This is a genomic window from Halorientalis regularis, assembly GCF_023698535.1.
Classification (GTDB): domain Archaea; phylum Halobacteriota; class Halobacteria; order Halobacteriales; family Haloarculaceae; genus Halorientalis; species Halorientalis regularis.
This window is the reverse complement of the sequence record NZ_JALJCL010000007.1, coordinates 16,966-42,064: the sequence shown is the minus strand read 5'-3', so window position 1 is coordinate 42,064 and position 25,099 is coordinate 16,966. Positions and strand designations below refer to the sequence as shown.

The 25,099-nt window shown below is 67.2% G+C and carries 21 protein-coding genes and 1 pseudogene; 15 read left to right on the top strand and 7 right to left on the bottom strand.

The features are described 5' to 3' along the window. Nucleotides 1-87: 87 nt before the first annotated feature. Entirely contained in the window at nt 88-1,332 is a 1,245-nt protein-coding gene (locus MU521_RS10270; protein WP_092692686.1) for an MFS transporter, read from the bottom strand. Between the two features lie 338 nt (nt 1,333-1,670). On the opposite strand from MU521_RS10270, the gene MU521_RS10265 reads away from it, so the two are divergent. Both MU521_RS10265 and MU521_RS10260 read left to right on the top strand, forming a co-directional pair. Next, on the top strand, nt 1,671-2,837 hold the full coding sequence (locus tag MU521_RS10265) for an MFS transporter (RefSeq protein ID WP_175452864.1): 1,167 nt from the start codon (nt 1,671-1,673) through the stop codon (nt 2,835-2,837). A gap of 25 nt (nt 2,838-2,862) precedes the next feature. After that, nucleotides 2,863-3,603 carry an SDR family NAD(P)-dependent oxidoreductase gene (locus MU521_RS10260; RefSeq protein WP_092692554.1) on the top strand — a complete coding sequence of 247 codons (741 nt, stop codon included), beginning with the start codon at nt 2,863-2,865 and terminating at the stop codon, nt 3,601-3,603. Nucleotides 3,604-3,605: 2 nt separating this feature from the next. On the opposite strand, the gene MU521_RS10255 is transcribed toward MU521_RS10260, so the two are convergent. After that, a complete protein-coding gene (locus tag MU521_RS10255) occupies nt 3,606-5,333 on the bottom strand; it encodes an AMP-binding protein (protein WP_092692556.1) in 1,728 nt (575 codons plus the stop codon). Continuing rightward, on the bottom strand, nt 5,330-5,986 hold the full coding sequence (locus MU521_RS10250) for an enoyl-CoA hydratase/isomerase family protein (RefSeq protein ID WP_092692558.1): 657 nt from the start codon (nt 5,984-5,986) through the stop codon (nt 5,330-5,332). The genes MU521_RS10255 and MU521_RS10250 overlap by 4 nt, the downstream gene beginning before the upstream one ends. Nucleotides 5,987-6,104: 118 nt before the next feature. Here MU521_RS10250 and MU521_RS10245 point away from each other — a divergent pair. The 5 genes and pseudogenes from MU521_RS10245 to MU521_RS10225 all read left to right on the top strand — a co-directional run. Continuing rightward, nucleotides 6,105-7,274, top strand: a pseudogene (locus MU521_RS10245) (3-hydroxyacyl-CoA dehydrogenase); the annotation flags it as partial. A 49-nt stretch (nt 7,275-7,323) separates the two neighbouring features. Then, nucleotides 7,324-8,097, top strand: a complete 774-nt coding sequence (locus MU521_RS10240; RefSeq protein WP_092692564.1) for an SDR family NAD(P)-dependent oxidoreductase — start codon at nt 7,324-7,326, stop codon at nt 8,095-8,097. Nucleotides 8,098-8,213: 116 nt separating this feature from the next. Then, a complete protein-coding gene (locus MU521_RS10235; RefSeq protein ID WP_092692566.1) occupies nt 8,214-9,431 on the top strand; it encodes a CaiB/BaiF CoA transferase family protein in 1,218 nt (405 codons plus the stop codon). A gap of 62 nt (nt 9,432-9,493) precedes the next feature. Next, complete coding sequence (locus MU521_RS10230) at nt 9,494-10,678, top strand: CaiB/BaiF CoA transferase family protein (protein WP_092692568.1); 1,185 nt, start codon at nt 9,494-9,496, stop codon at nt 10,676-10,678. Between the two features lie 64 nt (nt 10,679-10,742). Next, nucleotides 10,743-11,471 carry a cyclase family protein gene (locus tag MU521_RS10225; RefSeq protein WP_092692570.1) on the top strand — a complete coding sequence of 243 codons (729 nt, stop codon included), beginning with the start codon at nt 10,743-10,745 and terminating at the stop codon, nt 11,469-11,471. Between the two features lie 26 nt (nt 11,472-11,497). Here the strand turns inward: MU521_RS10225 and MU521_RS10220 are convergent, their stop codons facing one another. Further along, nucleotides 11,498-13,501, bottom strand: coding sequence for a TRAP transporter permease (locus tag MU521_RS10220; protein WP_175452865.1), 2,004 nt, complete (start codon nt 13,499-13,501; stop codon nt 11,498-11,500). A 137-nt stretch (nt 13,502-13,638) separates the two neighbouring features. Here MU521_RS10220 and MU521_RS10215 point away from each other — a divergent pair, with 137 nt between their 5' ends. The 3 genes from MU521_RS10215 to MU521_RS10205 all read left to right on the top strand — a co-directional run bounded on the left by MU521_RS10215 (nt 13,639) and on the right by MU521_RS10205 (nt 16,022). Next, on the top strand, nt 13,639-14,667 hold the full coding sequence (locus MU521_RS10215) for a TAXI family TRAP transporter solute-binding subunit (protein ID WP_092692574.1): 1,029 nt from the start codon (nt 13,639-13,641) through the stop codon (nt 14,665-14,667). A 4-nt stretch (nt 14,668-14,671) separates the two neighbouring features. Then, nucleotides 14,672-15,655: a cyclase family protein gene (locus tag MU521_RS10210; RefSeq protein WP_092692577.1), complete on the top strand. Its 984-nt coding sequence runs from the start codon at nt 14,672-14,674 to the stop codon at nt 15,653-15,655. Between the two features lie 61 nt (nt 15,656-15,716). Continuing rightward, nucleotides 15,717-16,022: a hypothetical protein gene (locus MU521_RS10205; RefSeq protein ID WP_092692579.1), complete on the top strand. Its 306-nt coding sequence runs from the start codon at nt 15,717-15,719 to the stop codon at nt 16,020-16,022. Between the two features lie 19 nt (nt 16,023-16,041). On the opposite strand, the gene MU521_RS10200 is transcribed toward MU521_RS10205, so the two are convergent. Further along, nucleotides 16,042-17,067, bottom strand: coding sequence for an FAS1-like dehydratase domain-containing protein (locus tag MU521_RS10200; RefSeq protein WP_092692582.1), 1,026 nt, complete (start codon nt 17,065-17,067; stop codon nt 16,042-16,044). Nucleotides 17,068-17,176: 109 nt separating this feature from the next. Then, entirely contained in the window at nt 17,177-17,470 is a 294-nt protein-coding gene (locus tag MU521_RS10195) for a winged helix-turn-helix domain-containing protein (RefSeq protein WP_092692584.1), read from the bottom strand. A 102-nt stretch (nt 17,471-17,572) separates the two neighbouring features. On the opposite strand from MU521_RS10195, the gene MU521_RS10190 reads away from it, so the two are divergent. Both MU521_RS10190 and MU521_RS10185 read left to right on the top strand, forming a co-directional pair. Then, entirely contained in the window at nt 17,573-18,430 is an 858-nt protein-coding gene (locus tag MU521_RS10190) for a 3-hydroxyacyl-CoA dehydrogenase family protein (protein ID WP_092692587.1), read from the top strand. Further along, nucleotides 18,427-19,233 (top strand): enoyl-CoA hydratase/isomerase family protein, encoded by an 807-nt coding sequence (locus tag MU521_RS10185; protein ID WP_092692589.1) that lies wholly within the window; start codon nt 18,427-18,429, stop codon nt 19,231-19,233. Before MU521_RS10190 ends, MU521_RS10185 begins: the two co-directional genes overlap by 4 nt. 357 nt (nt 19,234-19,590) lie before the next feature. Here MU521_RS10185 and MU521_RS10180 read toward each other — a convergent pair whose 3' ends face one another. Further along, complete coding sequence (locus tag MU521_RS10180) at nt 19,591-20,739, bottom strand: acyl-CoA dehydrogenase family protein (RefSeq protein ID WP_217630151.1); 1,149 nt, start codon at nt 20,737-20,739, stop codon at nt 19,591-19,593. A 106-nt stretch (nt 20,740-20,845) separates the two neighbouring features. On the opposite strand from MU521_RS10180, the gene MU521_RS10175 reads away from it, so the two are divergent. The 3 genes from MU521_RS10175 to MU521_RS10165 are packed head-to-tail and all read left to right on the top strand — an operon-like array spanning nt 20,846 to nt 25,096. Further along, nucleotides 20,846-22,396, top strand: a complete 1,551-nt coding sequence (locus MU521_RS10175) for a class I adenylate-forming enzyme family protein (RefSeq protein WP_092692595.1) — start codon at nt 20,846-20,848, stop codon at nt 22,394-22,396. Continuing rightward, complete coding sequence (locus tag MU521_RS10170; RefSeq protein ID WP_092692598.1) at nt 22,393-23,400, top strand: LLM class flavin-dependent oxidoreductase; 1,008 nt, start codon at nt 22,393-22,395, stop codon at nt 23,398-23,400. The genes MU521_RS10175 and MU521_RS10170 overlap by 4 nt, the downstream gene beginning before the upstream one ends. A gap of 31 nt (nt 23,401-23,431) precedes the next feature. Continuing rightward, a complete protein-coding gene (locus MU521_RS10165) occupies nt 23,432-25,096 on the top strand; it encodes a class I adenylate-forming enzyme family protein (RefSeq protein ID WP_175452867.1) in 1,665 nt (554 codons plus the stop codon). Nucleotides 25,097-25,099: the final 3 nt, after the last annotated feature.

Here is a 25,099-nt window from a genome sequence, read left to right as displayed (position 1 = left end):
CATATAGTTGTGGGGGCAGGAAGACTACGAGGCGGTACGGGACGGCGTTGCGAGCGGTAGAGGCGATGCGGAGCCGCAACCGGGGCGTTATCCGCTGGTGGGTTCGACGGCGGGTGACCACCGAGCGACCAGGAGACAGGCCGTCCCGCCGATGCCACAGAGCAGGGCCGCGGCAACGACGGTGCTACGGACGGCGGCATCGAACCCGATCAGCGGTTCGGTGGACGCGACGGCGACACCCATGACGATGGGGGCGACGGTGGCACCGACCCGGCCGAGCGCGGACCCGGCGCTGACGACGCTGCCACGGAGCGACTCGACGGTGAATCCGGTGATGACGCTCCGGTACAGCGACAGCGACGTTCCGAACCCGAGGCCAACGCCCGCACTCCCGATGAGTGCGACCGGGAGCGACCCCGCGAGACCGACGACCGCGAAGCCCGCACCCATCGACAGGTTCGCCCCCAGTAGCGGGTAGAGCCGGCTGTCGAACAGCGCGGTGATGCGGCCGGCCTGCGTCGCGGAGGCTGTATGGAAGACGCTGGCGGCCGTAATCAACAGCCCTGCCTCGCCCGGGCTCCCGCCGATGAGCTGGACGACCACGAAGGAATTGTACGTGAGGAAGGCAGTGTAGAGGAAGTTCGGGATGGCGCGACCGACCAGCACCGAGGCCACCCGGGGCCTGGAGACGAACTCCAGAAGGTCGCCGAGGTCGGTGTCGGCGCTCCCCTGGCGTGTGTCCTCGCTGGTCGGCTCCTCGAAAAACAGCGCGATCAACACGGCAGTCGGGAACGTGAGCGCGTAGAGAAAGAACGGGTACTGCCATGCGATGGCGGCGAGCGTGCCACCCAGCAGAGGGAACGTCATCAGCGTGAACCCCGAGGTGGCAAAGCGGACGCCCTGGGCCGTCGCCTCGGCACCGCCGCGGTAGAGGTCGCCGATGCTCGTGACGATGATCGGCGTCAGGCCGGCGAAACCGATCCCCTGCAGTAACCGGAGCGCGAGCGCCACCTGGAAGTCGGTCGTGAACGCGATGGCGACCCCACCGATCCCGAAACACAGCAGGCCCCCGATCATGACGAGTTTCCGTCCGACCCGGTCGGCCAGCACGCCCACCAGTGGGATCAGGACGATACTCGGCGCGGTGAACGCAGTCATCAACAGCCCGATCTCGGTCTCGCTCACCGCAAACGGCCCGACGAGCGTGTCCAGCAGGGGCGAGATCAGCGCACTCCCCAGCGGCGGACTGAAGTTCGCGAGCAACAGCAACTGGAAACTGCGGTCCCTGATGATCGTCGAGTCCTCTCCGAGCAGTGTCGCGGCTGAGATCACTGACCGGACGTTCTCACCGCCCCGCATTAGCTGCACCGACTGCGGCAGGTCGGAGCCGAACCGTCGAGCCCGTACTTCCGGGCACCGTCGATCGTCCCGACCAACCACGGGAAATCATCACAATCGGGTCTGTGAAACACAGACACATTCCGAACAGACGCCAATATAATAACGTACTTAGACCGTTATTTTAGTGCTGAAAGTTGCGTTTTCCAGACCGGTGTCTGCCGTATGGTAACAACCACCACAAGGTAAGATTGAAATCGAAGGGTCAGGAACGAACAACTGTGTTTCCGGATCCGACGAGAGCCAGGCGATCACTTCGAGCCTCGCCGCTGGTGGACGAGCGGCTGACCGTGCTCGTGGCCGTCGGGTTCGGCTGGTTCCTCCTGCTGGGCGTGCGGCTGACCGTCCCGGCGCTGTTCCCGAGCATCCGCGCGGAGTTCGCCTTCTCGAACACGATTGCCGGGTCCGTCTATACGATCCTCCTGAGTATCGCCGCGTTGTTGCAGTTGCCCGGCGGGGTCGTCGCCGACCGCGTGGGCGGTCGATCCGTGCTGACGCTCGGGTTCGGCGCCGGCCTGGCGGGGACGACACTGCTCGCTGTCGCGCCCGGTGTCCCGGTGTTTCTCCTCGGCATCCTCCTGTTCGGAGTCGGGACCGGCGTGTACGGCACGCCGCGTGTGACCGTCCTCTCGGCGGTGTATCCGGATCGAGATGGCACCGCCATCGGCATCTGCTCGGCCGCAGGCAACGTCGGGACGACGATCCTGCCGGTCGTCGCCGGCGTCCTCGCCGCCGTGGTCGGCTGGCAGTACGGGTTCGCCTTCGCAGTTCCGTTGTTCGCCCTCGGGACGCTCCTCGCCTGGCGAGTCGTCCCGGCGGACGCGGGGAAAGCTGACGACACCGGGTCCTTTCTCGAAGACCTGCCCGGCCTCGTCGCCGGACTGTGGAACCGTGAAGTCATGCTCGCGACGGCGATCATGCTGGTGATGTTTTTCGTCTACCAGGGGTTGACGGCGTTTCTCACGACGTATCTGGTGACGGCGAAGGGGCTGTCGACCCAGTTGGCGGCCACGCTGTTCGGCGTGTTCTTCGCCGGCGGTGTCGTCGCGCAGATCGTCGGTGGGAACCTCGGTGACCGGTTCGGCAAGCGACGGACGATGACGCTGCTCCTGCTCGCCAGCGCCGCGACGCTGTTCGCGCTCCCGTTCGTCTCCGGGTTCGCCACGCTCGTCCCGGCGGTCCTCGCGCTGAGTGTCCAGCTCGGCAACTGGCCCATCGTCTTCTCCTACACCGTCGCGGCGCTGCCCGACGATGGGCAGGCGAGCGGCCTGGGTCTGCTCAGGACGTTCTACCTGCTGGTGGGGTCGCTGGGCTCGACCGCCGTCGGCGTCATGGCCGACGTGAACCTGTTCGACGAGGCGTTTTTCGCACTCGCCGGGCTGACGCTGCTCGCCGCACTGTTCTGTCTGGTCTCGCCGGTGCCGGTCGGGAAAGATTAGTACGTGTCCCCCGCGATGGGTGAGTATGCCTGTCGCCCTGGTAACCGGCTCGTCCCGAGGAATCGGACGGGCTATCGCCCGCCAGTACGCCGCGGACGGCTGTGACGTCGTCCTGAACTACAACACGAGCGAGCGCACAGCCGAGGCAGCGGTCGACGAGGTCGAGGCCGCAACCGACAGCGAGGTCGTCGCGATCCAGGCCAACGTCGGCGACCCCGTCGCGGCGACCGACCTCGTCGACGAGGCCGTCGACGCGTTCGGCGGCCTCGATCACGTCGTGAACAACGCGGCGATCAACGAGCACGTCTACACCCCGGACCTCTCACCGGACGCGTTCGCGAACGTGTTGAACGTCAACGTCACCGGCGCGTTCACCGTCACCAAGGCGGCACTCCCCCACCTCCAAGACTCCGCGGCGACGCCCGGGCCGTCGGTCGTCAACGTCGCCTCGCGGCTGGCGTTCGACGGTGCCGCCTACGAGTGCCACTACGCCGCCTCGAAGGCCGCCGTCGTGGGACTCACGAGGAGTCACGCACGGGAGTTCGCCCCGGAGATCCGCGTCAACTGCGTCGCGCCCGGCTACGTCGAGACGGACATGACCGACGCCACGAACGACGCGGAAGACAAACGCGAGCGGCGGGAACTGATTCCGGTCGGACGGCTCGGCCAGCCCGAGGACGTGGCGGAGGCGGCGGCCTACCTCCGGGACGCCGGCTACGTCACCGGCGAGACCCTGCAGGTCAACGGCGGCCAGTTGATGCGCTGACCTCACTCGTCGGCCAATCGGTCGAGGTACGCCGCCCGGTCGACCTTCCCCACGTCCGTCCGCGGGAACGACGCCCGGCGGACCACGGCGACCGGCCGCTTGAACTCCGCGAGGGCGGACGCGGCGTAATCGAGTACCGCCGCTTCGAGCGCGTCCGGGTCGTCGGAGGCCGCCTCGCTCGGGACGACGTGAGCTTCCGGCACGGTTCCCCGCGTCTCGTGGGGGACACCGACGACGACGGCGTCCGCGACCGCCTCGTGGTCCGCGAGCGTCACCTCGACCTCCCGGGGAGAGACGGTGTGACCCGACACTTTCAGCGTGTCTTTCTCCCTTCCGAGGAAGTACAGCGAGCCGTCCTCGGTCAACCGACCTACGTCGCCGGTGTGGAGGAACCCGTCCGGTTCGAGGACCGCGTCGGTCGCCTCGGGTCGGTCGAGATACGCCGCCATCGTCGCGGGCGAGCGGACGGCGATCTCGCCCTGCTCGCCCGGATCGAGGGCGTCGCCGGTCTCGAAGTCGCGGATCTCGATCTCGACGCCGTAACAGGGCTGTCCGACGAACCCCGGTTCGATCCGGAAGTCGCCGTACGTGTGCGTGTCTGTGGTGTGTGTCTCGGTCAGCCCGTACCCCGACTCCTGGAGCCGGGCACCGGTCAGGGACGCCCAGTCGTCGCTCACCTGCCGGGTGAGGTTCGTCCCGAAGCTCGAACAGTTGGTGAACTCGCGGCGCGCGGACAGCGACGAGAGGTCGTACTCGTCGCTGTCGGGGTGATCGACGATCTCCTGGGCGGCCGGGACCGACAACCAGGTCGAGGTCACGTCGTGTGCGTCGACGGCCGCCATCACCGCCTCCGGGGTGTACCGGGCCAGCAACACGGCGTGTGCGCCCGTCGCCGCGAGCGCGTCGCAGTAGCGTTGCTTGCCGGCGACGTGGAACAGCGGCATCACCCCGAGCAGAGTGTCCTCGGGGCCGTACCGGCGGACCTGTGCCGTCGTCCGCGCCTTGTAGAGGACGTTCCAGTGGGTGTGGATACACCCCTCCGGCAGCCCCGTGGTCCCGCCGGTGTACTGGATCAGCGCGTGGTCCGCGACCGCGGGCTCGGCGTCGGGGTCGGCGTCCGACCCAGCGCCCTCGTCCAGCACGTCCGTCAGCGTCGTGTCGACGACGGGCCCCTCGACCGCGGTCGCGTCCAGCGACGGCTCGTCGGCCACGTCCGGGTGTACCGGGACTGGCGACTCCGCGGCGGTGAACGAGCCGTACGCCGTCCGGACGAGCGTGGAGACGGCCGTGTCATCGAGCACGGGACGAGCGGTCTCGACCAGCCCGGTGTGTGTGACCAGAACGTCGGCTCCGCTGTCGTCGAGCTGGCGGGCCACCGCGGGCGACTCGAACTGCGGGTTCAGCGGCGTGACCGTCATCCCTGCACGGTGTGCGCCGTGATAGGCGATCAGGAACTGCGGCGAGTTCTGGAGGCAGAGCGCGCACACGTCGCCGGCGTGGTCGCGCTCTGTCATCGCGGCCGCGAACGCGTCGACGGCGGCGTCGAACTCGCGCCAGGATATCGTCCGGCCGTAGAAGGTCACCGCGGGTGCGTCCGGGCGCTCCCGGGCGTGCCGGCAGACATACTCGTGGAGCGGCCGCCGCCCGTGCGGGAACGCGAGCGTCCGGGGCAGGTCGTCGGGCCAGCTCTCCCGTTCGACCGCGAACTCGCCGTCGTGGGCGTCGCTCACGGGTCAGCCCCCAGCAGGTCGACGATCTCGGCCACCGTCCCGGCGTCGTGTTCGCCGACGGTCTCGAGCAGGTCGCGGGCGCGTTCTTCGACGGCCGACTCCGGGACGACGGCGTTGGCCAGTCCGAGGGTCTCGGCCCGACCGGGGTCCAGCGCCTCGCCGGTGAGCAACATCTCGGCGGCGACGCGCCGACCGACGAGTTCTGGGAGCAGGGCGGCCGAGCGCGCCGAGGCGATCCCGTAGCTCACTTCCGGGGCGGCGAAGGTAGTCTCCGCGCCGAGGACGAGAAACTCACAGGACAGCGACAGCACCGCGCCAGCTCCGACCAGCGCCCCACGGCCCGCCATCGCGACGGGGCCCGGGTGGTCGGCGATCTGCCCGTAGAGGCGCTGGAGCGTCGCGTCGAGGTCGGCGTGCTCGGCCTCGTAGTCGCCGGAGACGATCTCCGTGTCCATCCCGGCACAGGTCACATCGCCGCGGCCGGTGAGGAGGACGCCCCGTCCGGTGTCGTCGGCGAGGTCGGCGAACACTGCCGACAGTGCCTCGACCATCTCGGGGAGCAGGGCGTTCAGTTTCTCCGGGCGCGCCAGTTCGACCGTGACGATTTCGGCTTCCGCGTCGACGTCGACGTAGTTCGTGTCGACAGTTACCATGCCCACCCATCACGAGGGTCCGACATACGTCTACTGGTGGCGGCGACGGTGGGCGTGGGTGAACGGGGGCCTTGCCGCCCGCGGTGGCGTTAAGGTGACCGCGCCGACAGCGGACAGTATGACACTCGACGGTATCGACCGCGTCGCGGTGCTGGGCGCAGGGAACATGGGGCACGGAATCAGCGAAGTGGCCGCGCTCGCGGGCTACGACGTGACGATGCGGGATGTCGAGGCCGAGATCGTCGACGAGGGATACGACGAGATCGTCTGGTCGGTCGAGAAACTCGCCGAGTCAGGCCAGATCGAGGACGCGCCCGGCGACGTACTGGCCCGGATCGATACGACCACAGATCTGGCGGCGGCGGTCGCCGACGCCGACGTGGTGATCGAGGTCGTCCCCGAGGACATGGCGATCAAACGGGAGGTGTTCGCGGAGATCGACGAGCACGCACCGGCCGACGCCATCCTGGCGTCGAACACGTCGTCGCTGTCGGTGAGCGACATCGCGGCGGCGACCGACCGCCCCGAGCGCGTCGTCGGGACCCACTTCTTCAATCCGCCGGTGAAGATGGACCTGGTCGAGGTGATCTACGGGGCGGAGACGACCGACGAGACGGCCGAGACCGCCTACGCGTTCTGTGAGTCACTGGGGAAGACGCCGATCTACGTCGAGAAGGACGTTCACCGGTTCGTCGTCAACAACGTCCTCGGCCCGTTCATCGACGAGCCCAACTGGATGGTCTCGAAGGGCGAGGCGACGATTCGGGAAGCCGACGCCGCGATGGTCCACCGCCGGGGCTACCCGATGGGCCCCTTCGAGTTGCTCGACATGACCGGCATCGAAATCTCCCACCACATCCGGGAGGCGGGCGGCATCGAGATTCCGCCGCTCATGGCCGAGAAAGTAGCGGCGGGCGACTACGGTCAGAAGACGGGCAAGGGCTACTACGACTACGAGAACGGTGACGGCGTGGACTACGAGGCGGGCGACGGCGAGGGGTTCGACGCCTTCCGGGTCGAGGCGACGATCATCAACGAGGCGGCCCACCTGATCGGTGACGGGGTCGCCACGGCCGACGCCGTCGACACCGGGATGACCCTCGGCACGGGCTGGCCCGACGGCCCCTGCGAACGCGGGGACGACATCGGACTGGACACCGTTCTGGAAAAGCTCCGCGACCTCCACGACGAGTACGGGGCCGAACGGTACGAGCCAGCACCCTACCTCGTGGAACTCGTCGAGGACGGACGGACCAGTCACGCGGCCGGCGCGGGTTTTCACGAGTATTGAGTGCGGTGGGGCGAACTTCTAAGGGGACCAGCGACGAGTAGTGGGTATGCTCGACGGACAGACCGCGCTGGTCACCGGAGCGAGTCAGGGTATCGGCCGATCTATCGCCATCGTGCTGGCGAACCACGGGGCTGACGTGGCCCTCGGCGCGCGTGGCGACGGCATCTACGAGACGGCGGAGCTGATCGGCGACGACGCCGAGACACTCCCCGTGGAACTGGACGTGACCGACGAGGCGTCGGTTCGCGACGCGGTCGAGGCGACCGTCGACGCGTTCGGCGCGCTCGACGTACTCGTGAACAACGCCGGGATCGGCGGCCCGACCGCGCCCATCGAGGAGGTGACCGTCGAGGAGTGGGATCGGACCCAAGACGTGAACCTCCGGGGGGCGTTCCTGATGTGCAAGCACGCTGCCCCGCACCTGCGCGAGAGCGACCAGGGGAGCGTGATCAACATCTCCTCCATCGCGGGCAAGGACCCGTATCCGACGCGAACGCCCTACTCGGCGTCGAAGGCCGGGATGATCGGGTTCGGTCGCAGCCTGGCGTACGAACTCGGCGACGACGACGTGACGGTGAACACGATCTGTCCGGGCGCGGTCGAAGGCGACCGGATCGAGCGGATGATCGAGCGCCAGGCCGATGAGCGCGGGGTCTCCTTCGAGGAGGCGATGGCCGAACGGGTGACCGACCGGCTGCCACTGGACAGCATCGTCGCACCCGAGGACGTGGGCGAACTCGTCGCGTACCTCGCCAGCGACCACGCCCGCAACCTCACCGCACAGGACATCAACCTGGACTCCGGGGCGCGCCAGGACTGAGCGGCGCGGCAGAGCCGGGCATCGGGGGTTGCGGTGCGGTTGGGTCGCTCCCCGGCGACCCGCCGCGGCACTGCCATCGGGGCTACGCTTAAGGGACGGCGCGTGCAGGCTTGGGTATGCCTCTCTCAGACGTGCGAGTCGTCGACTGTGGGCAGGCCATCGCCGGCCCGCTGTGTGCGACGTACCTGGGCGACCTCGGGGCCGACGTCATCAAGATCGAGCGCCCGAGCGGCGAGGTCTACCGCACCGACAGGCGCGAGAAGGACGGCGAGCCGTTCAACCCCGGGTTCGAGCAGTTCAACCGCAACAAGCGGTCGTTGTGTCTCGACATGAAGACCCCGGACGGGATGGCGACGCTGTACGACCTGGTCGCCGAGTCCGACGTGTTCGTCCAGAACTGGCCGCCGGGCGTCGCGGAGCGACTGGACGTGGACTACGAGACGCTGCGGGAGATCAACGAGGACCTGATCTACGTCCACGTCACGGGCTACGGCGAGACGGGGCCGATGGCGAACAAACCCGCGATGGACACCATCGTCCAGCACGTCTCCGGGCTGTCGAGTCTGCTGGGCTACGACGACGGGAAGCCGCCGATCCGCGCCCAGTCGTCGGTCGCGGACTTCTACGCGGGCTGTCACGCCGCGATCAGCGCGCTCGCGGCGCTGCGCCACCGTGACGCCCACGACGCGGCCGGGCAGAAGATCGACGTGTCGCTGCTGGAGTCGCTGATGCACAACATGGACGGAGCCTTCGGGTACTACCACAACTCCGGCGAGATTCCGCGCAATGGCGGCCGGAACGCATTCTTCAACGACGAGATGCTCTACGGGGCCGCGGCGGCCGCCGACGGCTGGGTGTGCGTGGCGCTGTTGCTCTACTCCGATCCGATGTGGGAGGCCTGCTGTGAGCTCATCGGTCGCGAGGACCTGCTGGAGGACCCGAAGTACCAGACGGACGCGGGCCGGATGGACGACGCAGCCGAACTCACCGCGCTCTTCGAGGAGTGGCTGGCCGAGCAACCGGCCGACGAGGCGGTCGACCGGCTCAACGACGCCGGCATCCCGGCGGCACACCACCGGACCATCGACGAGGCGGCGAACCTCGATCACGTCCGGGAGCGCGACGTGTTCCGCGAGGTCGAGCACCCCCGATTGGATCGGCTCACCTTGACCGACACGCCGCTGTCGCTGTCGGAGACGCCGGTCCAGGATCCACGGCACGCGCCTGTACTGGGCGAACACAATCGCGAAATTCTGGACGAACTCGGCTACGACGACGACGAGATCGACGCCCTCGCCGCCGACGGCGTCATCGACGCCCGCGCCGACCGGTAATCGCCCGGGACGGCGCTTTCCGCGAGGGATGGAATTTTAATCACCCGTCCACACATCGGGGTATGCGACCGTTCGAAGACATCGACGTGCTGGACCTCACCCAGTCGATCGCCGGGCCCGTCTCGACGCAGTTTCTCGGACTGCTCGGCGCGAACGTGGTCAAGGTAGAGCCCCCGGGCGGGGACGCGTTCCGTGGCCTGCTCGACGGCGCGATGTTCGCCTCGGTCAACCTCTCGGACAAACGGAGCGTCTGTCTCGACCTGAAGACCGAGGACGGACAGCAGGCAGCCCAGGACCTCGCCACGGAGGCCGACGTGGTCGTCGAGAGCTTCCGCCCGGGTGTGCTGGCGAAGTTCGGCCTGGACTACGAGACCGTCTCGGAGAGCAACGACGACGTCGTCTACCTGTCCCTGACCGGCTTCGGTCAGGACGGCCCCTACAGTGAGTGGCCGGCGTACGACCCCGTGATCCAGGCGATGAGTGGGCTGATGTCGACGATCGGCTACGAAGACAGGCCGCCAGTCCGGATCGGGGCGAGCGTCATCGACTGGGGGACCGGCACCCTGGCCGCGTTCCTCGTCGCGTCGGCGCTCCACGAGCGCCAGCAGACGGGCGAGGGCGACCACATCGACGTGAATCTCTTCGAGGTGGCCGTCGCCTGGATGGGGTACTGGATCGCTCACTACACGGGCACCGGCGAGGTGGCCGAGCGTCAGGGCCAGGGCTTCGCGGGCCTCGCCCCCAACGAGGTGTTCCACGCGGCCGACGACGAGCCGTTCTACCTCTGTGTCGTCAACAACGATCTGTACGAGCGACTCTGTACGGCCATCGACCGAGAGGACCTCCTCGAGGACGACCGCTACGAGACCAACGAGAAACGCTGGGAGCACAAAGACGCCCTCGTCGCCGACCTCGAAGCGGAGTTCGGCGAGTACGACCGCGCGGACCTCTGTGAACTGCTCGCGGAGGCGGGCGTCCCGGCCGGGCCGGTCCGGACCGTCGACGAACTCGTCGAGGACGACCCCCACGTCGCCGCCCGCGAGTTCCTGACCGAATCGCACAACATCTACCGGGACACGCCGGTCAAGACGGCGGCCGCGCCCTTCCGGACCGGGGACGGGCGGCCGGAACTCGACGACCGGCCGCCGGAACGCGGCGAACACACGCGGACCGTTCTCGAAGGCCTCGGCTACGAGGGTGACCAGATCGAACGGATGCTGGCCGCGGCCGACCTCGACGGGGAGTGAGCCGCTGGCGCGGCGCGGTCGCCGCGGGGACAAGTCTTATTGAGCGATTCGCCGAAGTTCGCCCATGGTCGAACTGGTAGACCTGACTGCGACGATCCACGAGGACATGGCGAACCACCCGGCTCACGGCCGGAGCCCGGTCTTTCTCACCGGGACGCGGATGAACCACGACGAGACAGAAGACACCTGGCGCGGCAAGGGTGTCGACGACATGTCCGTCATGAACGGGTTCGTCCTGTTCGCCGAACACAACGGGACACACGTCGACGCGCCCGTCCACATCCACCCCGACGGCGAGGACATCGACGAGGTCCCCCTGGAGGAGTGTTACGGCTCGGCCGTGTGGCTAGATCTCTCCGAGGCCGGTCCGCGCGAGGCCATCGATCCCGACGCCCTCGACGCGGCGGCAACCGCCGCGGGTGTCGAGGTCGAAGCCGGCGACACGGTCTTGCTCCACACGGACTGGGACCGCCACCTGCCCGACGATCAGGACACCTATCTCGACGACCATCCCGGCCTCTCGGAGGCCGGTGCCCAGTGGCTCCACGACCGGGACGTGAGTCTCGTCGGGATCGACTGTGGGAACGTCGACGTGGCCGGAGCCACGTCGCTGCCGGCCCACCAGGTCTTCCTCCGGCGCGACGTGCCCGAGAAACACACGCTCGTCGCGGAGAACCTCCGGGGGATCGACCGGATCCCGGCCCACCGCTTCACCTTCAGCGCGACGCCGTTGCCCCTCGAGGGCGCGACGGCCAGCCCGGTCCGGGCGGTCGCGATCGTCGAAGACGACTAAAAACCAGCTCCGCTACTTTTCGGTCGTTACTGCGTCGCGGTCTCGGGTGTCGCCAGCCTGCGCGTTCTGAAGACCAGGACGCCCAGCCAGACGGCACCGACGACGGCGAGACCGAGCTGGACGGTGTACATCGGGACGAAGAAGATGGCGGCCGCCAGCCCGAGGTAGAGCGGACGCTGCCAGATCGGGACGTCTTCGGTGAGGTCGTAGCCGACGAGCGCGATGCTCATCATCAGCAGGCCGATGCTGATCGCGCCGAAGGTCGTGAACGTCTGGAGCCCCTCCCAGTAGATGAGTTCCTGGTTCATCGCGAACGTGAAGGGGATGACGAAGGCGAACAGCCCGAGCCGCATGGTCGCTTTGGCCACGTCCCAGAAGCGCGCCTCGGCGATGCCCGCGCCGACGGCACAGGAGAGTGCGACGGGCGGCGTGATCGTCGAGAGCAGCGCGAAGTAGAACACGAACATGTGAGCCGTGATGGGCTGGATGCCCAGTCGCACCAGGCCGGGCGCGGTCAGGATGGCGACGACGACGTAGGCGGCCGGCGTCGGCATCCCCATGCCAAAGAGGATGCTCGCCAGCATCGCGAGCAACAGGACGAGGACGAACACGCCGCCCGCCAGCGCGATCATCTGCAGCGAGAACCGCTGGGTGAACCCGGACTGGGTGATGACGGCGATGACCATCCCGAGCGAGGCGAGGACGGCCGTCAGCGGTGCCATGTTCTCGGCACCGATCTTGCAACCCTCGATGGTGCGGCGAGTCCAGGCTTTCACCGTCTGGAAGTCCCCGCCGTCGAGCAGGAGGTCACGGGCGATCCCGCCCAGGAGGACAGCCAGAATCCCGTACATCCCTGCGGACATCGGGTCGTACCGGAGGACCACGAGCGTGTAGATGAGGACCGCGAGCGGACCGGTGTAGGGGAGCGTGTCGACCAGCGTTTCCAGGATCGAAGAGTCCTCGCTCTCCTCGTCGACGAGATCCTCCGTTCCGGAGGTCCAGCCGTTCTGGATCGCGGCGATGTGGACGACGAACGCGACGGTGATGTAGAACAGTAGTGCCGGCAGGATCGCCGACTGGAGGATGCTGAAAAAGGAGACGCCGAGGATGTCGGCCATGAGGAAGGCGGCCGATCCCATCACCGGCGGGAGGATCTGGCCCCCGGTACTGGCGATGGATTCGATCGCGCCCGCGTATTTCCCCTCGACGCCCTCCTCGCGCATCAGTGGGATCGTGAAGGAGCCGGTGGTCGCGACGTTGGCGGCGGAACTCCCAGTGATCGATCCCATCAGCATGCTGGAGACGACCGCCACCTGAACGACGCCGGACCGGAGCCGGCTCCCGACGTTGCGCCCGACCCTGGTGACGTAGTCCAGTCCGCCGTATCCCTCGATGATCCCGGCAAAGAGGATGAACACTGCCACCCAGGTCGCGCCGACGCCGAGGATGAACCCGTAGACACCCCCGATGGCGACCGAGTTCATGTACACCAGCCGTTCGAGGCCGAATCCGCCGTGGAACAGGATGCTGGGGAACAGCGGTCCGGCCCACCCGTAGAACAGGCCGGCGATGACGACGAGCCCGAGGAGGCGTCCGTAGGCGCGCCACGTGGCGTGGATGGTGACGAGCATTATCGCGGCCCCGACGAACAGGTCGACGTTCGTGTAGATGAGATTCTGCCGTGCCTCGTTCAGCCAGCGCCAGAAGTTGAAGTGGACGTAGATCGTCCCCGCAGAGATCACACCGAGCAGGACCACCGAGATCCCGTTGTTCAGATGATCGCGCCACCCGTCGGGGTCGAAATCGAGCGTCGTCAGGTAGAACACGGACAGCAACAGCCCGAGGTGGATGTTGGCGTGTTGCTGGCGGGGCATCGTTCCCTGGAAGGCGTAGTAAAGATGCCATCCGACCGTGATGACGCCGAGAATGTACACGAGCAATCTGACGACCCGCTTGGCCGTCAGGTCGTCCCGACTCCGTGGAACGATCTGTGGGAGCGCCTCTGTCGCTGATTCGCGACGGGTTGACATATGGTCTACAACTGCTATCGATGAACAAAAAGTTTCCCCAGGCGGCAGCACGAAACGAATAGTAGCTGAGATTGAATTATACATATTCCAACTTCTTTCGCCGGTAGTTATTTGTAATGAAGAATGTATGAGGAACTATGGCACGCAGAATCAACCGTCGTAAAGCTCTCGCAACCATGGGTACCGTCGGCGCGCTCGGACTGGCAGGGTGTACAGGGCCGCTTGGTGGTGGCAGCGGTGGGAGATCGGCACTGACGATGATGACGTCGACGGAGGACACGGCGGCGTACCAGATGTCACAGGGTCTCGCGGCGGTGGTGAACGAGAACAGCGATTCGATCCAGATCTCGGCCCGTCCGGGCGACGGGGCCAAACAGAGCATGCGACTGCTCGACAGCGGCGAGGCCGACCTCGCGTACACCGACACGCTCAACGCGTACCGGATCACGAACGACAAGGGCGCGTACGGAGACAAGCCGTTCGATAACGACATCCAGCAAGTGTGGCACTACTACGACATTCAGGGCGGCCTGGTGACGAGGGAGAGCACGGACATCCGGACAGTGAACGATTTGGCCGGCGCGGCCGTCTCGCCCAACCCCGTTGGGACGGCGATGCGGGACGTGATGCTCGAACACCTCTCACACGCCGATTTCAACCTCGACGACATGCAGGAACTGGCGCTGGGGTACGGCGAGGAGGCGTCCGCGCTCGCGGAGGGGCGTGCGGACGCGGTCACCGACATCCGCATCAACGCCGAACTCACGCCGAGCTACGTCCAGGAACAGTACAGTATCGTCGAGGACGCGTGGCTGATCGGCTGGCCGGACTCGACGGTCTCCTCGATCCAGGACGACGACACCATCAACGGCAGCTACTACGACGCGAGCACGATGGAGGGTCCCAACTACGGGGACCGCACCGAGGAGTGGTGGACCGACACGGTGTACGTGACTTTCGTTCGGTCGGAGATGGACCAGGAGGTCCTCAGCGAGATCCTGACCATTATGTGGGACAACGTCGAGAGCCTCACGGAGTATCACTCACTGGCCAGCGCGTGGCAGAAAAAGTCGTTCCTCTCGGGCAAGCTGAGTCCCGCCATTCCGATCCACCCGGCCGCGAAGAACTTCTTCGACGACATCGGCGCGGACTACCCGTCCTCGTAACCGGATGGCACGGCCACGCATCGAGGACGTCCTCGACGACGCCCCCGACAACTGGGGGCGCTGGGGCGACGACGACGAACTCGGCGCGGTGAACCTGCTCGACGCCGAACGCGTCCTCCGGGCCGTCGAGACCGTCGAGTCCGGCGAGCGATACACGCTCGGCGTCCCGCTGAACGCCCACGGTGGCGATCCCGTGTGGCCGACGCGGGACGGCATCGACCACCGGATGGTCCGGGACAAGAGCCACATCGACGCCGGAGAGGCCGACCGCGAGCCGTTCGGCGGGATGGAGTCCTCCGACGACGCCGTCGACATGTTCACCCACGGGACGACCCACCACGACGCGCTCGGCCACAGCTGGTACGACGATCAGCTCTACAACGGCTTCGACGCCGAGACCACCGTCGGCGGTCTCTCCCGGTGCGGTGCCGAACACCTCGGCGAGCAGGGAATCGTCGGACGCGCCGTCCTGCTGGACGTGGCCCGTCACCGCGGCGTGGACCGCCTCGACCGTGGCGACCGAATCACGCCCGCGGAACTGGACGCCTGCGCCGACGAGCAGGGCGTGTCACTGGAAGCCGGCGACATCGTCCTGGTCCGGACCGGTGCGCTGTCGCTGTTCTACGACGAGGGGCCCGAGGCGTTCTACGCGGCGTACTCGCCGCCGGAGGACCCGGACACTCTCGACGAACCGGGGCCGACCTACACCGACGAGACCGCGGCGTGGTTCGCCGACAACGACGTGGCCGTCTACGGGACGGACACGCTCACGGCCGAACAGACCCACTCCCGGGAGACGGACACGCTCATCCCGCTCCATCCGGCGCTGTTGCGGGATCTCGGCGTCGTGATCACCGAGCTGCTCGCCCTGGAGGACCTGGCCGCCGCCTGCGCCGACGACGGTCGCTACGACTGTCTGTTCGTCAGCGGACCGCTCCCCCTCGTCGGCGGCACGGGTGCGCCCGCGAACCCGGTCGTGATCCGCTGATCGTCGGTTGCCGCCCGCGAAAGGTCTTTTTTGTCTCTCGCGAGATATGTGGTGTCACACCATGGCATCGAACTGTCGCGGTTCGCCAGCCACGGGCCACGGACGGCCCACCCGGCTGCACGAACTCACACCCAGCGCGAAGCTCACCTATCTGGTCGTCGACCGGGCGGCACCACAGCGGCTCACCGTGACGCAACTACGCGAGCGGACGCGGCTCGCGGACCGGACGCTACGGCGGGCGATCGCGGACCTCGACGAGGCCGAGTTGATCGTTCGTCGCTGGCGCGTCGCGGATGGTGAGGGGCCGCGACGCGAGATCGTGCTGGCCGACGCCGAGCAATCGCGACAGGACACTGCAGGAGAATAGGCAGGCTCGCCGTCCTGATTCACTCGGCCGGCAGGTCAGCCTCGGCCTCACCGGTGAGGAGTACGTCGCCAGTTCGGGTGGTCGCCTCGAACGACGCGACGACGGTCGCACCCGGTCCGGTCCGGGTCACGTCGTCGACCTCGCCGGTGACCACGACGCTCTCGCCCGGGAACAACTGTGACTGAAACCGAGTCCGGAACCGGGTGACGGTCGCGAGACCGAACCAGTCCGCGACGGCCCGCGCCGCGTATCCGGCGGTGAGCATCCCCTGTGCGAAGACCGCGTCATGGCCCGCTTCCCTGACGTACGGTTCGTCGTAGTGGATCGGCGTGAAGTCCCCGCTCGCACCCGCGTACTTCACGAAGTCCTTCCGTTCGAGGCCCTCGACGACGAGCGGCGGGGCAGTGTCACCGACCGAGACCGTCGCTGCCGTCGCCGTGGGGCGCGGCGGTCGCTCGGTGGTCGCCTCGAACCCAGCGCCGTTCGCCGCGGGTGGGTCGTCGCCGCCGGCGTCGTCACTGCGGTCGGGTTCGTCGCTGGCGTCGTCCCCGTCGTCGATGACCCCGCCGGTCTCGATGGCCGTCGACCGGGCTGTGACGACGAGGTCGTCGTCCCGGTCGCGAAACGCCGTCTCCCTGACCGCGAAGGTCATGGTCCCGCCGCGGCGGCCGTCGCGCTGGAACACGTCGACCAGCGTCGTCTCCCCGGTGAGGACATCGCCGACGACCAGCGGGCGCTCGTACTCGTAGGCCTGCTCGCCGTGGACGGTGTAGGCCTGTCGGAAGCCGAGATCGAAGCCCAGCATCTCGTCGACGCCGTCGGGCCGGTACCGCGGGAAGTACGCCGTCCGGGTGAAGGTCAGCGGCGCGGGGAGCGCGTCGAATCCGCGGTCGGCCGCGGCGGCCTCGTCGTGATGGATGGGGTTCTCGTCCCGGAGCGCGGTCGCGAACTCCGCGACCTTGCCGGCCTCGACGCGGAGGCCATCGACGGTCCGTCGCGAGTCACCGACGCGGGCTTTCAGCTCCGAGAGCGGTCGCTCGGGCATCGTCAGCGTCCTCCCCGGCGGATCGCGGGTACAGTTCGGTGGGGTGGCCAGCGCGGTCTGGACGGCGGCTCGGCTACGGGTCCGCGGACCCCCTGCGTGTTCCGGGGCACTATCGGTCGAGGAGGTCGGCGATCTGCTGGTCGTCGGGCGTCAGGATGTACTTGCGAGTCTGTGGGTCCGAGAGCAGATACCGGGACTCGATGATGCCCATCTCGTCGAGTTGGGTCAGCGCGTATCGGATCGTCCGCTCGGCGAGGTCGGCCTCCGCCGCGAGCTCGCTGGTCGTCTGCCCGTCTGTCCGGTGCAGCGATTGCAGTACCAGTTTCGCGCTCGGGGGGAGACTCTCGATGTCCTCCGCGGACGGTCCACGCTGCTGTGGCTTGTCCACTGTGTGCGTACTCATGCCAAGCTAGGAATTGTAGCCACCGGTCAAATAGATTTCCCCGGCGGCAGCCCGGATACCGCCGTCGAAAAGTCTATTGTCGGTCCAGCGGGACTCAGTTGTATGGCAGAGCAAGCCATCGGTGTCATCGGCGCCGGAACGATGGGGAGCGGTATCGCACAGTTAGCCGCGCAGAGCGGCTACGACGTAATCATCCGGGACGTCGAGCAGGAACTCGTGGACGAGGGCCTGGACCGGATCAAGGAGAACCTGGCGGAGGCCGAAGACCGCGAGATCATCGACGACGCCGGGGCGACGTTCGCACGCGTCTCCGGGACGACGGATATCGGCGTGGTGACCGACGAGCCGACGTTCATCATCGAGGCGGTGCCCGAAGACATGGACCTGAAGAAAAACGTGTTCGAAGAACTGGACGAACACGCGGGCCCGAACACGGTGCTTGGCTCGAACACGTCGTCGTTACCGGTGACGGAGATCGCCAGCGCGGCCGACTCGCCGGAACGGGTCATCGGGACGCACTTCTTCAATCCGCCGGTGAAGATGGAACTGCTGGAACTGATCACGGGCCACCACACGAACGACGAAACCGTCGACCGCGCCGAGGAACTGGCCGAGGGACTCGGCCGGACGAGCATCCTCGTCGACGACTTCCCGGGCTTCGCCACGTCTCGTCTCGGCGTCATCCTGGGGATGGAAGCTGCACGGATGGTCGAGCAGGGCGTCGCCTCGCCCGAGGACATCGACACGGGCATGGAGAAGGGGTACAACTTCCCCATGGGACCGCTGAAACTGGGCGATTACAACGGCTGGGACGTGCGGGTGGAGATCGGCGAGTCGCTGGCCGAGGAACTCGGTCGCGACGTGTTCAAGCCGCCGACTATCGTCAAGCAGATGGTGCGAGCGGGTGACCTCGGCGTGAAGACCGGGCAGGGCTTCTACAACTGGGAGGACGAGCAATGACGACCTACCCACCCGCCGACCCCGCCGACCTCGAAACCGTCGCCGTCGACGTCGAAGACCGGGTCGCGACCGTCACCATCGACCGCCGGGAGAAGCGCAACTCGCTGACCCAGCAGGTCAAAGACGACCTCCGGGCCGGGCTCGGCCACGTCAAGGAGAACACGGACGCACGCGCGATCATCCTCACTGGTGCCGGCGACAAGTCCTTCGTCTCCGGGGCCAACATCGACGACTTCGAGGGTCGCTCGGTCCACGAGCAACGCGAGGTCCTGTCGATCCCCGCCATCTACGAGGACGTCGAGCGGTTCCCGCTGCCCGTGATCGCCGCGATCAACGGGTTCGCCCTCGGCGGCGGCTGTGAGATGGCGATGGCTTGCGACGTGCGGGTGTCCGCCGAGAGCGCGAAGTTCGGCCAGCCCGAGATCAACCTCGGCATCATTCCCGGCGGGGGCGGCACGCAGCGCCTCCGCCGACTCGTCGGCGAGGGAATGACGATGGATCTCGTCCTCACCGGCCGCGTCATCGGTGCCGAGGAAGCCGACGAGATCGGCCTCGTCGACCACGTCGTCCCCGACGACGACCTCTACGAGAAAGCCGAGGACCTGGCGGGACAGATGGCCGAGAAAAGCCCCATCGCGCTCCAGTACGCCAAGGAAGCCGTGCTGGCGTCGAGTCGTCAGGGACTCGACGAGGGACGGCGGACCGAGGTCGAACTCATCAGCGCCCTCTTCGACACCGACGATCAGACCGAGGGCGTCCGTGCGTTCCTCGAAGACCGCGACCCCGAGTTCACCGGACAGTAGCCGGCCCATCCGTTCCCACACGCTTTCTCCCCTGCATTTCCGACCGGTTCGTCACACCCCCTTCGGCCCACGGCCGGTCCGTCGGATCAAGAAAACCATCATGGTTTTTTGTTATATTTTGCGCAAAAGTTGCCAGAGCAAAACGCTCGACTCTGGAAATAACACTCTGAGTTCGTTATTTCCAGCCGTGGCTGGGGGCCGAACTTTGATTTGCGAAAAACTCTTTGCGGGTTTCTCGGCCGAATTTCGGGGAGAAACTGGATGGCGGGGTGGCTCGGGTCCGAACCATCGGTGAAAACGAGGGAGTTGCGTGGGTCGGCGGTCGATCGACGGTCGACTGCCTGGTTCGCGGCCGGGTTACTCGTACAGGGAGTTGCTGATGACGATGCGGTTGACCTCGTTGGTTCCCTCGTAGATCTGCATCCCTTTGGCGACACGCATGTAGCGCTCGACGGGGTAGTCTTTCGAGTACCCGCGGGAGCCGTGGATCTGGACGGCCTCGACACCGGCGTCCATCGCCACGTCGGTCGCCTTGGTCTTCGCCATGGCGGCCTCCTTGGTGACTCGCTCGCCGCGGTCGCGCTCGTTGGCGGCGTGGAGCGTCAGCATGCGGGCCGACTCGACTTCCATCGCCATGTCGGCGACCTTGAACGAGACGCCCTGGTTCTCCCGGATGGGCTCGCCGAACTGCTCGCGCTCGTCGGCGAAGTCACGGCTCGCCTCGAAGGCGGCCTGCGCGACGCCGACGCCCTGTGCGGCCGTGCCGATCCGGCCGATGTCTAGCCCTTCCATGATGTACCGAAAGCCCTTGCCCTCCTCGCCGATCAGGTTGTCCGCCGGCACTCTGAGCCCGTCGTACTCGATCTCGCTCTCGACGGCGGCCTCGCCCTCCATGCAGGGGATGTCCCGGACGACCTCGAACCCGTCACGCTCGGTGGGGTTCGGGATTCCGATGAGGCTGATGTCGTCGTGAGTCCCGGTATCGCCGGTCCGGGCGGCCACGACGACGAGGTCCGCGACGGCTCCGTTCGTGGTCCACACCTTGTGGCCGTCGATGACGTACTCGTCGCCGTCCCGCTCGGCGGTCGTCTCCATCGCCGCGGCGTCGCTGCCGGCCTCGGGTTCGGTCATCGACAGCGCGCCGACGATCGCTCCCGTCGCCAGCCCGCGGAGCCACTCGTCTTTCTGCCACTCGTCGCCGAACTCGGCGATGGGGTAGCCGACGAGACAGCTCGCGCCCGAGACGGTGCCGGCGAGTAGTTTCCAGCACCGGGCCAGTTCTTCGACCGTGATCGCGAAGGAGCGGTAGTCCCTGCCGGCACCGCCGTACTCCTCGGGGTAGGGGACGCCGTGGAAGCCGGCTTCGCCGACGGCTTCGACGATTTCGCGGGGGAATTCGCCGCTGCGCTCGTACTCCTCGACGTGGGGGGCGACTTCCGACTCGCAGAATTCCCGGACCGCGTCGCGTTGCGCTCTGTGCCGATCTTCGAGCTTGAAGTGTGTCATCATGGTTGGCTGTCGAGCCTCGTCCGTACCAGCGGTGCGAGTACCATAATACCTGCCCATACCGCAGCGACAAGGACTATTAGGTGAGAGATAGAAGTCGATTCGTATGTCACACCCGACTGTGAGGGACCTCCTCTCACAGGCTGCTGCAAGTCGGCCCGAGCAGGTCGGGCTCGTCGACCCGGCAGCCGACGAAACACTGCGGTTCCGAGAGTGGGACGAGCGCGTCACACGGACGGCCAACGGGCTGTTAGACGCCGGGTTCGAGCCCGGCGACCACGTCTCGGTGATGGTGAAAGACTCCGTCGAACTACTGGTGTTGCTCTTCGGTGGCCTCGAGATCGGGCTCGTCGTCACGCCGGTCAGCTACCGCGCGCCGCCGGGCCGGCTCTCCTACGTCCTCGAACACTCCGAGGCAGACGGCATCGCCGTCGACGAGGCCTGTATCGAGACCGTCCGGGAACTGGACGCCGAGTCGCTCCCGGACAGCCGAATCGGCGTGGGTGACGTCGACCTCCCCGACGAAATCCCCTACGAGTCCGTCACCGACGGCTCCGATCGGCCGCCGGGGATCAGCGTCGCCGAGGACGACCGCGCGCTGCTGTTGTACACCTCCGGTACGACGGGCGATCCGAAAGGGGTCACGCACAGCCACCGCAACGTGGTCGAGGCGAATCTGATGTCGGTCCCGTACAACCGCCTCCGGCCGGGCGACACGAGCGTCGCGCTGGGGCCGCTGTACCACGTCGGCCCACTGCTGGCGAACTTCATGCCGGCACTACAGGTCGGTGCGACGAACCTGATCCAGCGGGACTTCGACCCGACGGTGACGCTCGACTACATCGAGAACGAGGGCGTGACCGCCCTGTGGGGCGTCCCGACACACTTCAACGAGGTACTCGACGAGGGCACCATCGCGGAACGGGACACCGAGGACGTGCGGATGATCCAGTACTCGGGCTCGGCGATGCCCGAGGAAGTGGTCAGGCGCTGTCGCGAGCAGTTCCCCGACGTGGACTTCGTCAACGCCTACGGCACCACCGAGATCATCTTCGGCGCGTTCCTCTATCCGGAGGACCACGACGACCACCTCGGCAGCATCGGACACGCGGTCCCGAAAGCGCGGGTCCGCCTCGTCGACCCCGACGACCCGATGCCCGGAAACACGGTCGAACGCGGCCAAGAGGGCGAGATACTCGTCGAGACGCCGACCTGCATGACCGGCTACTGGAAAGCCCCCGAGAAGACCGACGAGGCCATCGTCGACGGCTGGTACCGGACCGGCGACCTCGGCCGCCGCGACGAGGACGGCTTCCTCTACTTCGTCGACCGGAAGGACAACATGATCATCAGCGGCGGCGAGAACATCTACCCCGCCGAGGTCGAAAACGTCCTCCACGACCACCCGGACGTTCGCACCGCGGCCGTGATCGGCGCACCCGACTCCGAGTGGGGCCAGGTCGTCACCGCCTTCGTCGTCCCGGGGACCGACGACCTCTCGGGCGAGGACCTCGACGAGTACTTCAAGGCGTCGGCCAGCATCGAGGACTTCAAGCGACCGCGCCGGTACGAGATCCGGTCGTCGCTGCCACAGACCAACAGCGGGAAGATATCGAGACAGGACCTCCGCAAGGCGGTCAAGGAGACCAATTCATGAGTTCAGACACGACGTTCGACTATCCGCGCACAGGTATCGTACTGCCGGAGTACGCCGACCGGTCGGGAGACTGGTTGGTCGACTACGCCGAAGACGCCGCCGCGAGCGGGTTCGACTCCGTGTGGGTCGGCGAAGGGTGGGGGTACAACCCCTTCTCTCTGCTGGCCCGGATCGCCGAGCGAACGGACTGCGCGCTGGGCACCTGCATCGCCAACGCCTTCGCACGCAGTCCGGCCGCCCTCGCGGCGAACGCGCTCACGATCAACGAGGCCACCGATGGCCGGTTCCTGCTCGGCCTCGGGTCGAGTACGCCGCAGGTCGTCGAGGGCTACCACGGCCAGTCGTTCGAGCGACCACTGCGACGCATCCGTGAGACGATCGAGATCCTCGACCTCGCGCTGTCCGGCGACCGGATCGACTACGACGGCGAAATCTTCGAACTCGGTGGGTTCGCGCTCAACCACGCCGACGGTCAGTCGGTCCCGGTTCTGAACGCGGCCCTCGGGACGACCAACATCGCGATGTCCATCGACTTCGCCGACGGCCTGCTCCCGCACCTGATGCCGCTGCCGGCCGTCGAGGACGCCATCGAGGAGGCGCGCGAACGGGCCAATCGGGACCGTGACCTCCACGTCTCGCCGTCGATCCCGACGGCGGTCAGCGACGATCCCGAAGAGGCCCGGGAAGTCCTCTCGCGACACGTCGCCTACTACGTGGGGTCGACGGACTTCTACAACGGCGTCGTCGCTGACCACGGCTACCCCGAGGAGGCCGAAGCGATCCAGGCGGCCTGGGAGGACGGCGACAAAGCCGCCGCGGCCGAAGCGGTCACGGCCGACCTCCAGGATGCCCTGGGTATCGCCGGCACGCCCGAACACGCCCGGGAACGCGTCACCGAGTTGCTCGACGGCGTCGTCGACACGGCACTCATCTCGTTCCCCCAGGGCGCGACCGACGAGATGTTCGCGGCGACGCTCGACGCGCTGCCGCCCGAACCGAACTGAGCGCCATGGACACGACACACCACTGCCACCGATGAAACAGGGCTACGACACCGACACGATCACCCGAACCGACGGAATCGTCCACCACGACCCGGACGCCTTCGACCTCGAACGGACCGACCACGACGGCTGTCTCGCCTACCCCGACCGACCGGAGAGCGTGACGGCGCTGTTCGACGCGGCGGTCGACCGCGCGCCCGACACCGACGCGTTCGTCTACCCCGAGTACGACCGAACGGACACCTACGCAGAGATAGCCGACCGGGTCGACAGACTGGCCGCGGGGCTGGCCGCTGCCGGCGTGGCACCGGGTGACATCGTGAGCATGCTGCTCACGAACCGCCCCGCCTTCGTCGAGACGTACTTCGCCTGTATTCGCCTCGGTGCCGTCGCCGCGCCGATCAACACGCGCGTCTCCGGTCGGGAGCTGTCGCCGTTGCTCGAGGACGCCGATCCGAGCGTGCTGATCACCGAACCGGACCTGACCGCGGTCGTCGCGGACGCGGACTACGACCTCGATCCGGAATCGTACTACGTGGTCGGCGACGGGAGCGAGGGTCGCTCGTACGAGGGGCTTTTCGAGTCCGATGTGACCCCGCCGGCCGCCGACCGCGGGGAACACGACCCCGCTACCATCCTCTACACTTCCGGGACGACCGGCCAGCCGAAGGGCTGTGTCGTCTCGGCGTTCAACCTCGTCAACGGCGCGATCAACTACCGGCGATCCTTCGACACCGACGAGGGACTTCGGGTGCTGGTGAACGTGCCGCTGTTCCACGGTGCGGGACTCGTCTCGAACCTATTGCACGCCCTCGCCAACGCCGGGACGACCGTCGTCTACGACGGCACCGGGCCAAACGAGTTCCTCTCGGCCGTCGAGACACACGGGACCGAGTTCACGCTGACGGTGCCGACGACGTACGTCCTGGCGATGGAGCAGGGCGACCCCGAGCAGTACGACCTCTCGTCGCTGGAAACCGCTGCCTACGGCGGCGCACCGATGCCCGAGGAGAACGTGCGCCGACTCCGCGAGGTGTTCCCGGAGGCCGCGCTCAGCGACGCGTACGGGACGACGGAGACGACCGCGGGGCTGGTGACGATGTGCCCGGACGCGTACACCGACGACTACGCCGAGACGATCGGGCTCCCGGCACCCCCGATCGAACTCGCCGTGGTCGACGACGACCGCGACCCGCTCGGCCCGGGCGAGGTCGGGGAACTGGCGATCAGAGGTCCCATCGTCGTCGACGAGTACCGGAACAGACCGGCGGCGACCGCCGAGGCGTTCGCGGACGGCTGGCACTACACGGGCGACCTGGCGACCATCGACGAGGACGGGTTCGTGTCGCTCAAGGGGCGGAGCCGGGACAAGATCGTCCGTGGCGGCGAGAACGTCTACGTGCTCGACGTCGAGGAGGCGCTGACCAGCCACCGCAAAGTCCTCGAAGTGTCCGTTACCGGGTTCCCCGACGCGATACTCGGCGAGCGCGTCCTCGCCGCGGCCGTTCCAAAGCCCGGCGAGCGGCTCACGGAGGACGAACTCCGCGATCACGCACGCGAGCGCCTCGCGGACTACAAGATTCCCGAAGTGATCCGAATACTCGACGAGCTACCAAAGAACCCGGGCGGAAAGGTACTGAAAAGTGAACTGGTCCCCGAACCGTTACAGCACGGCATCCAGGCGGGCGGCGAGTAACGC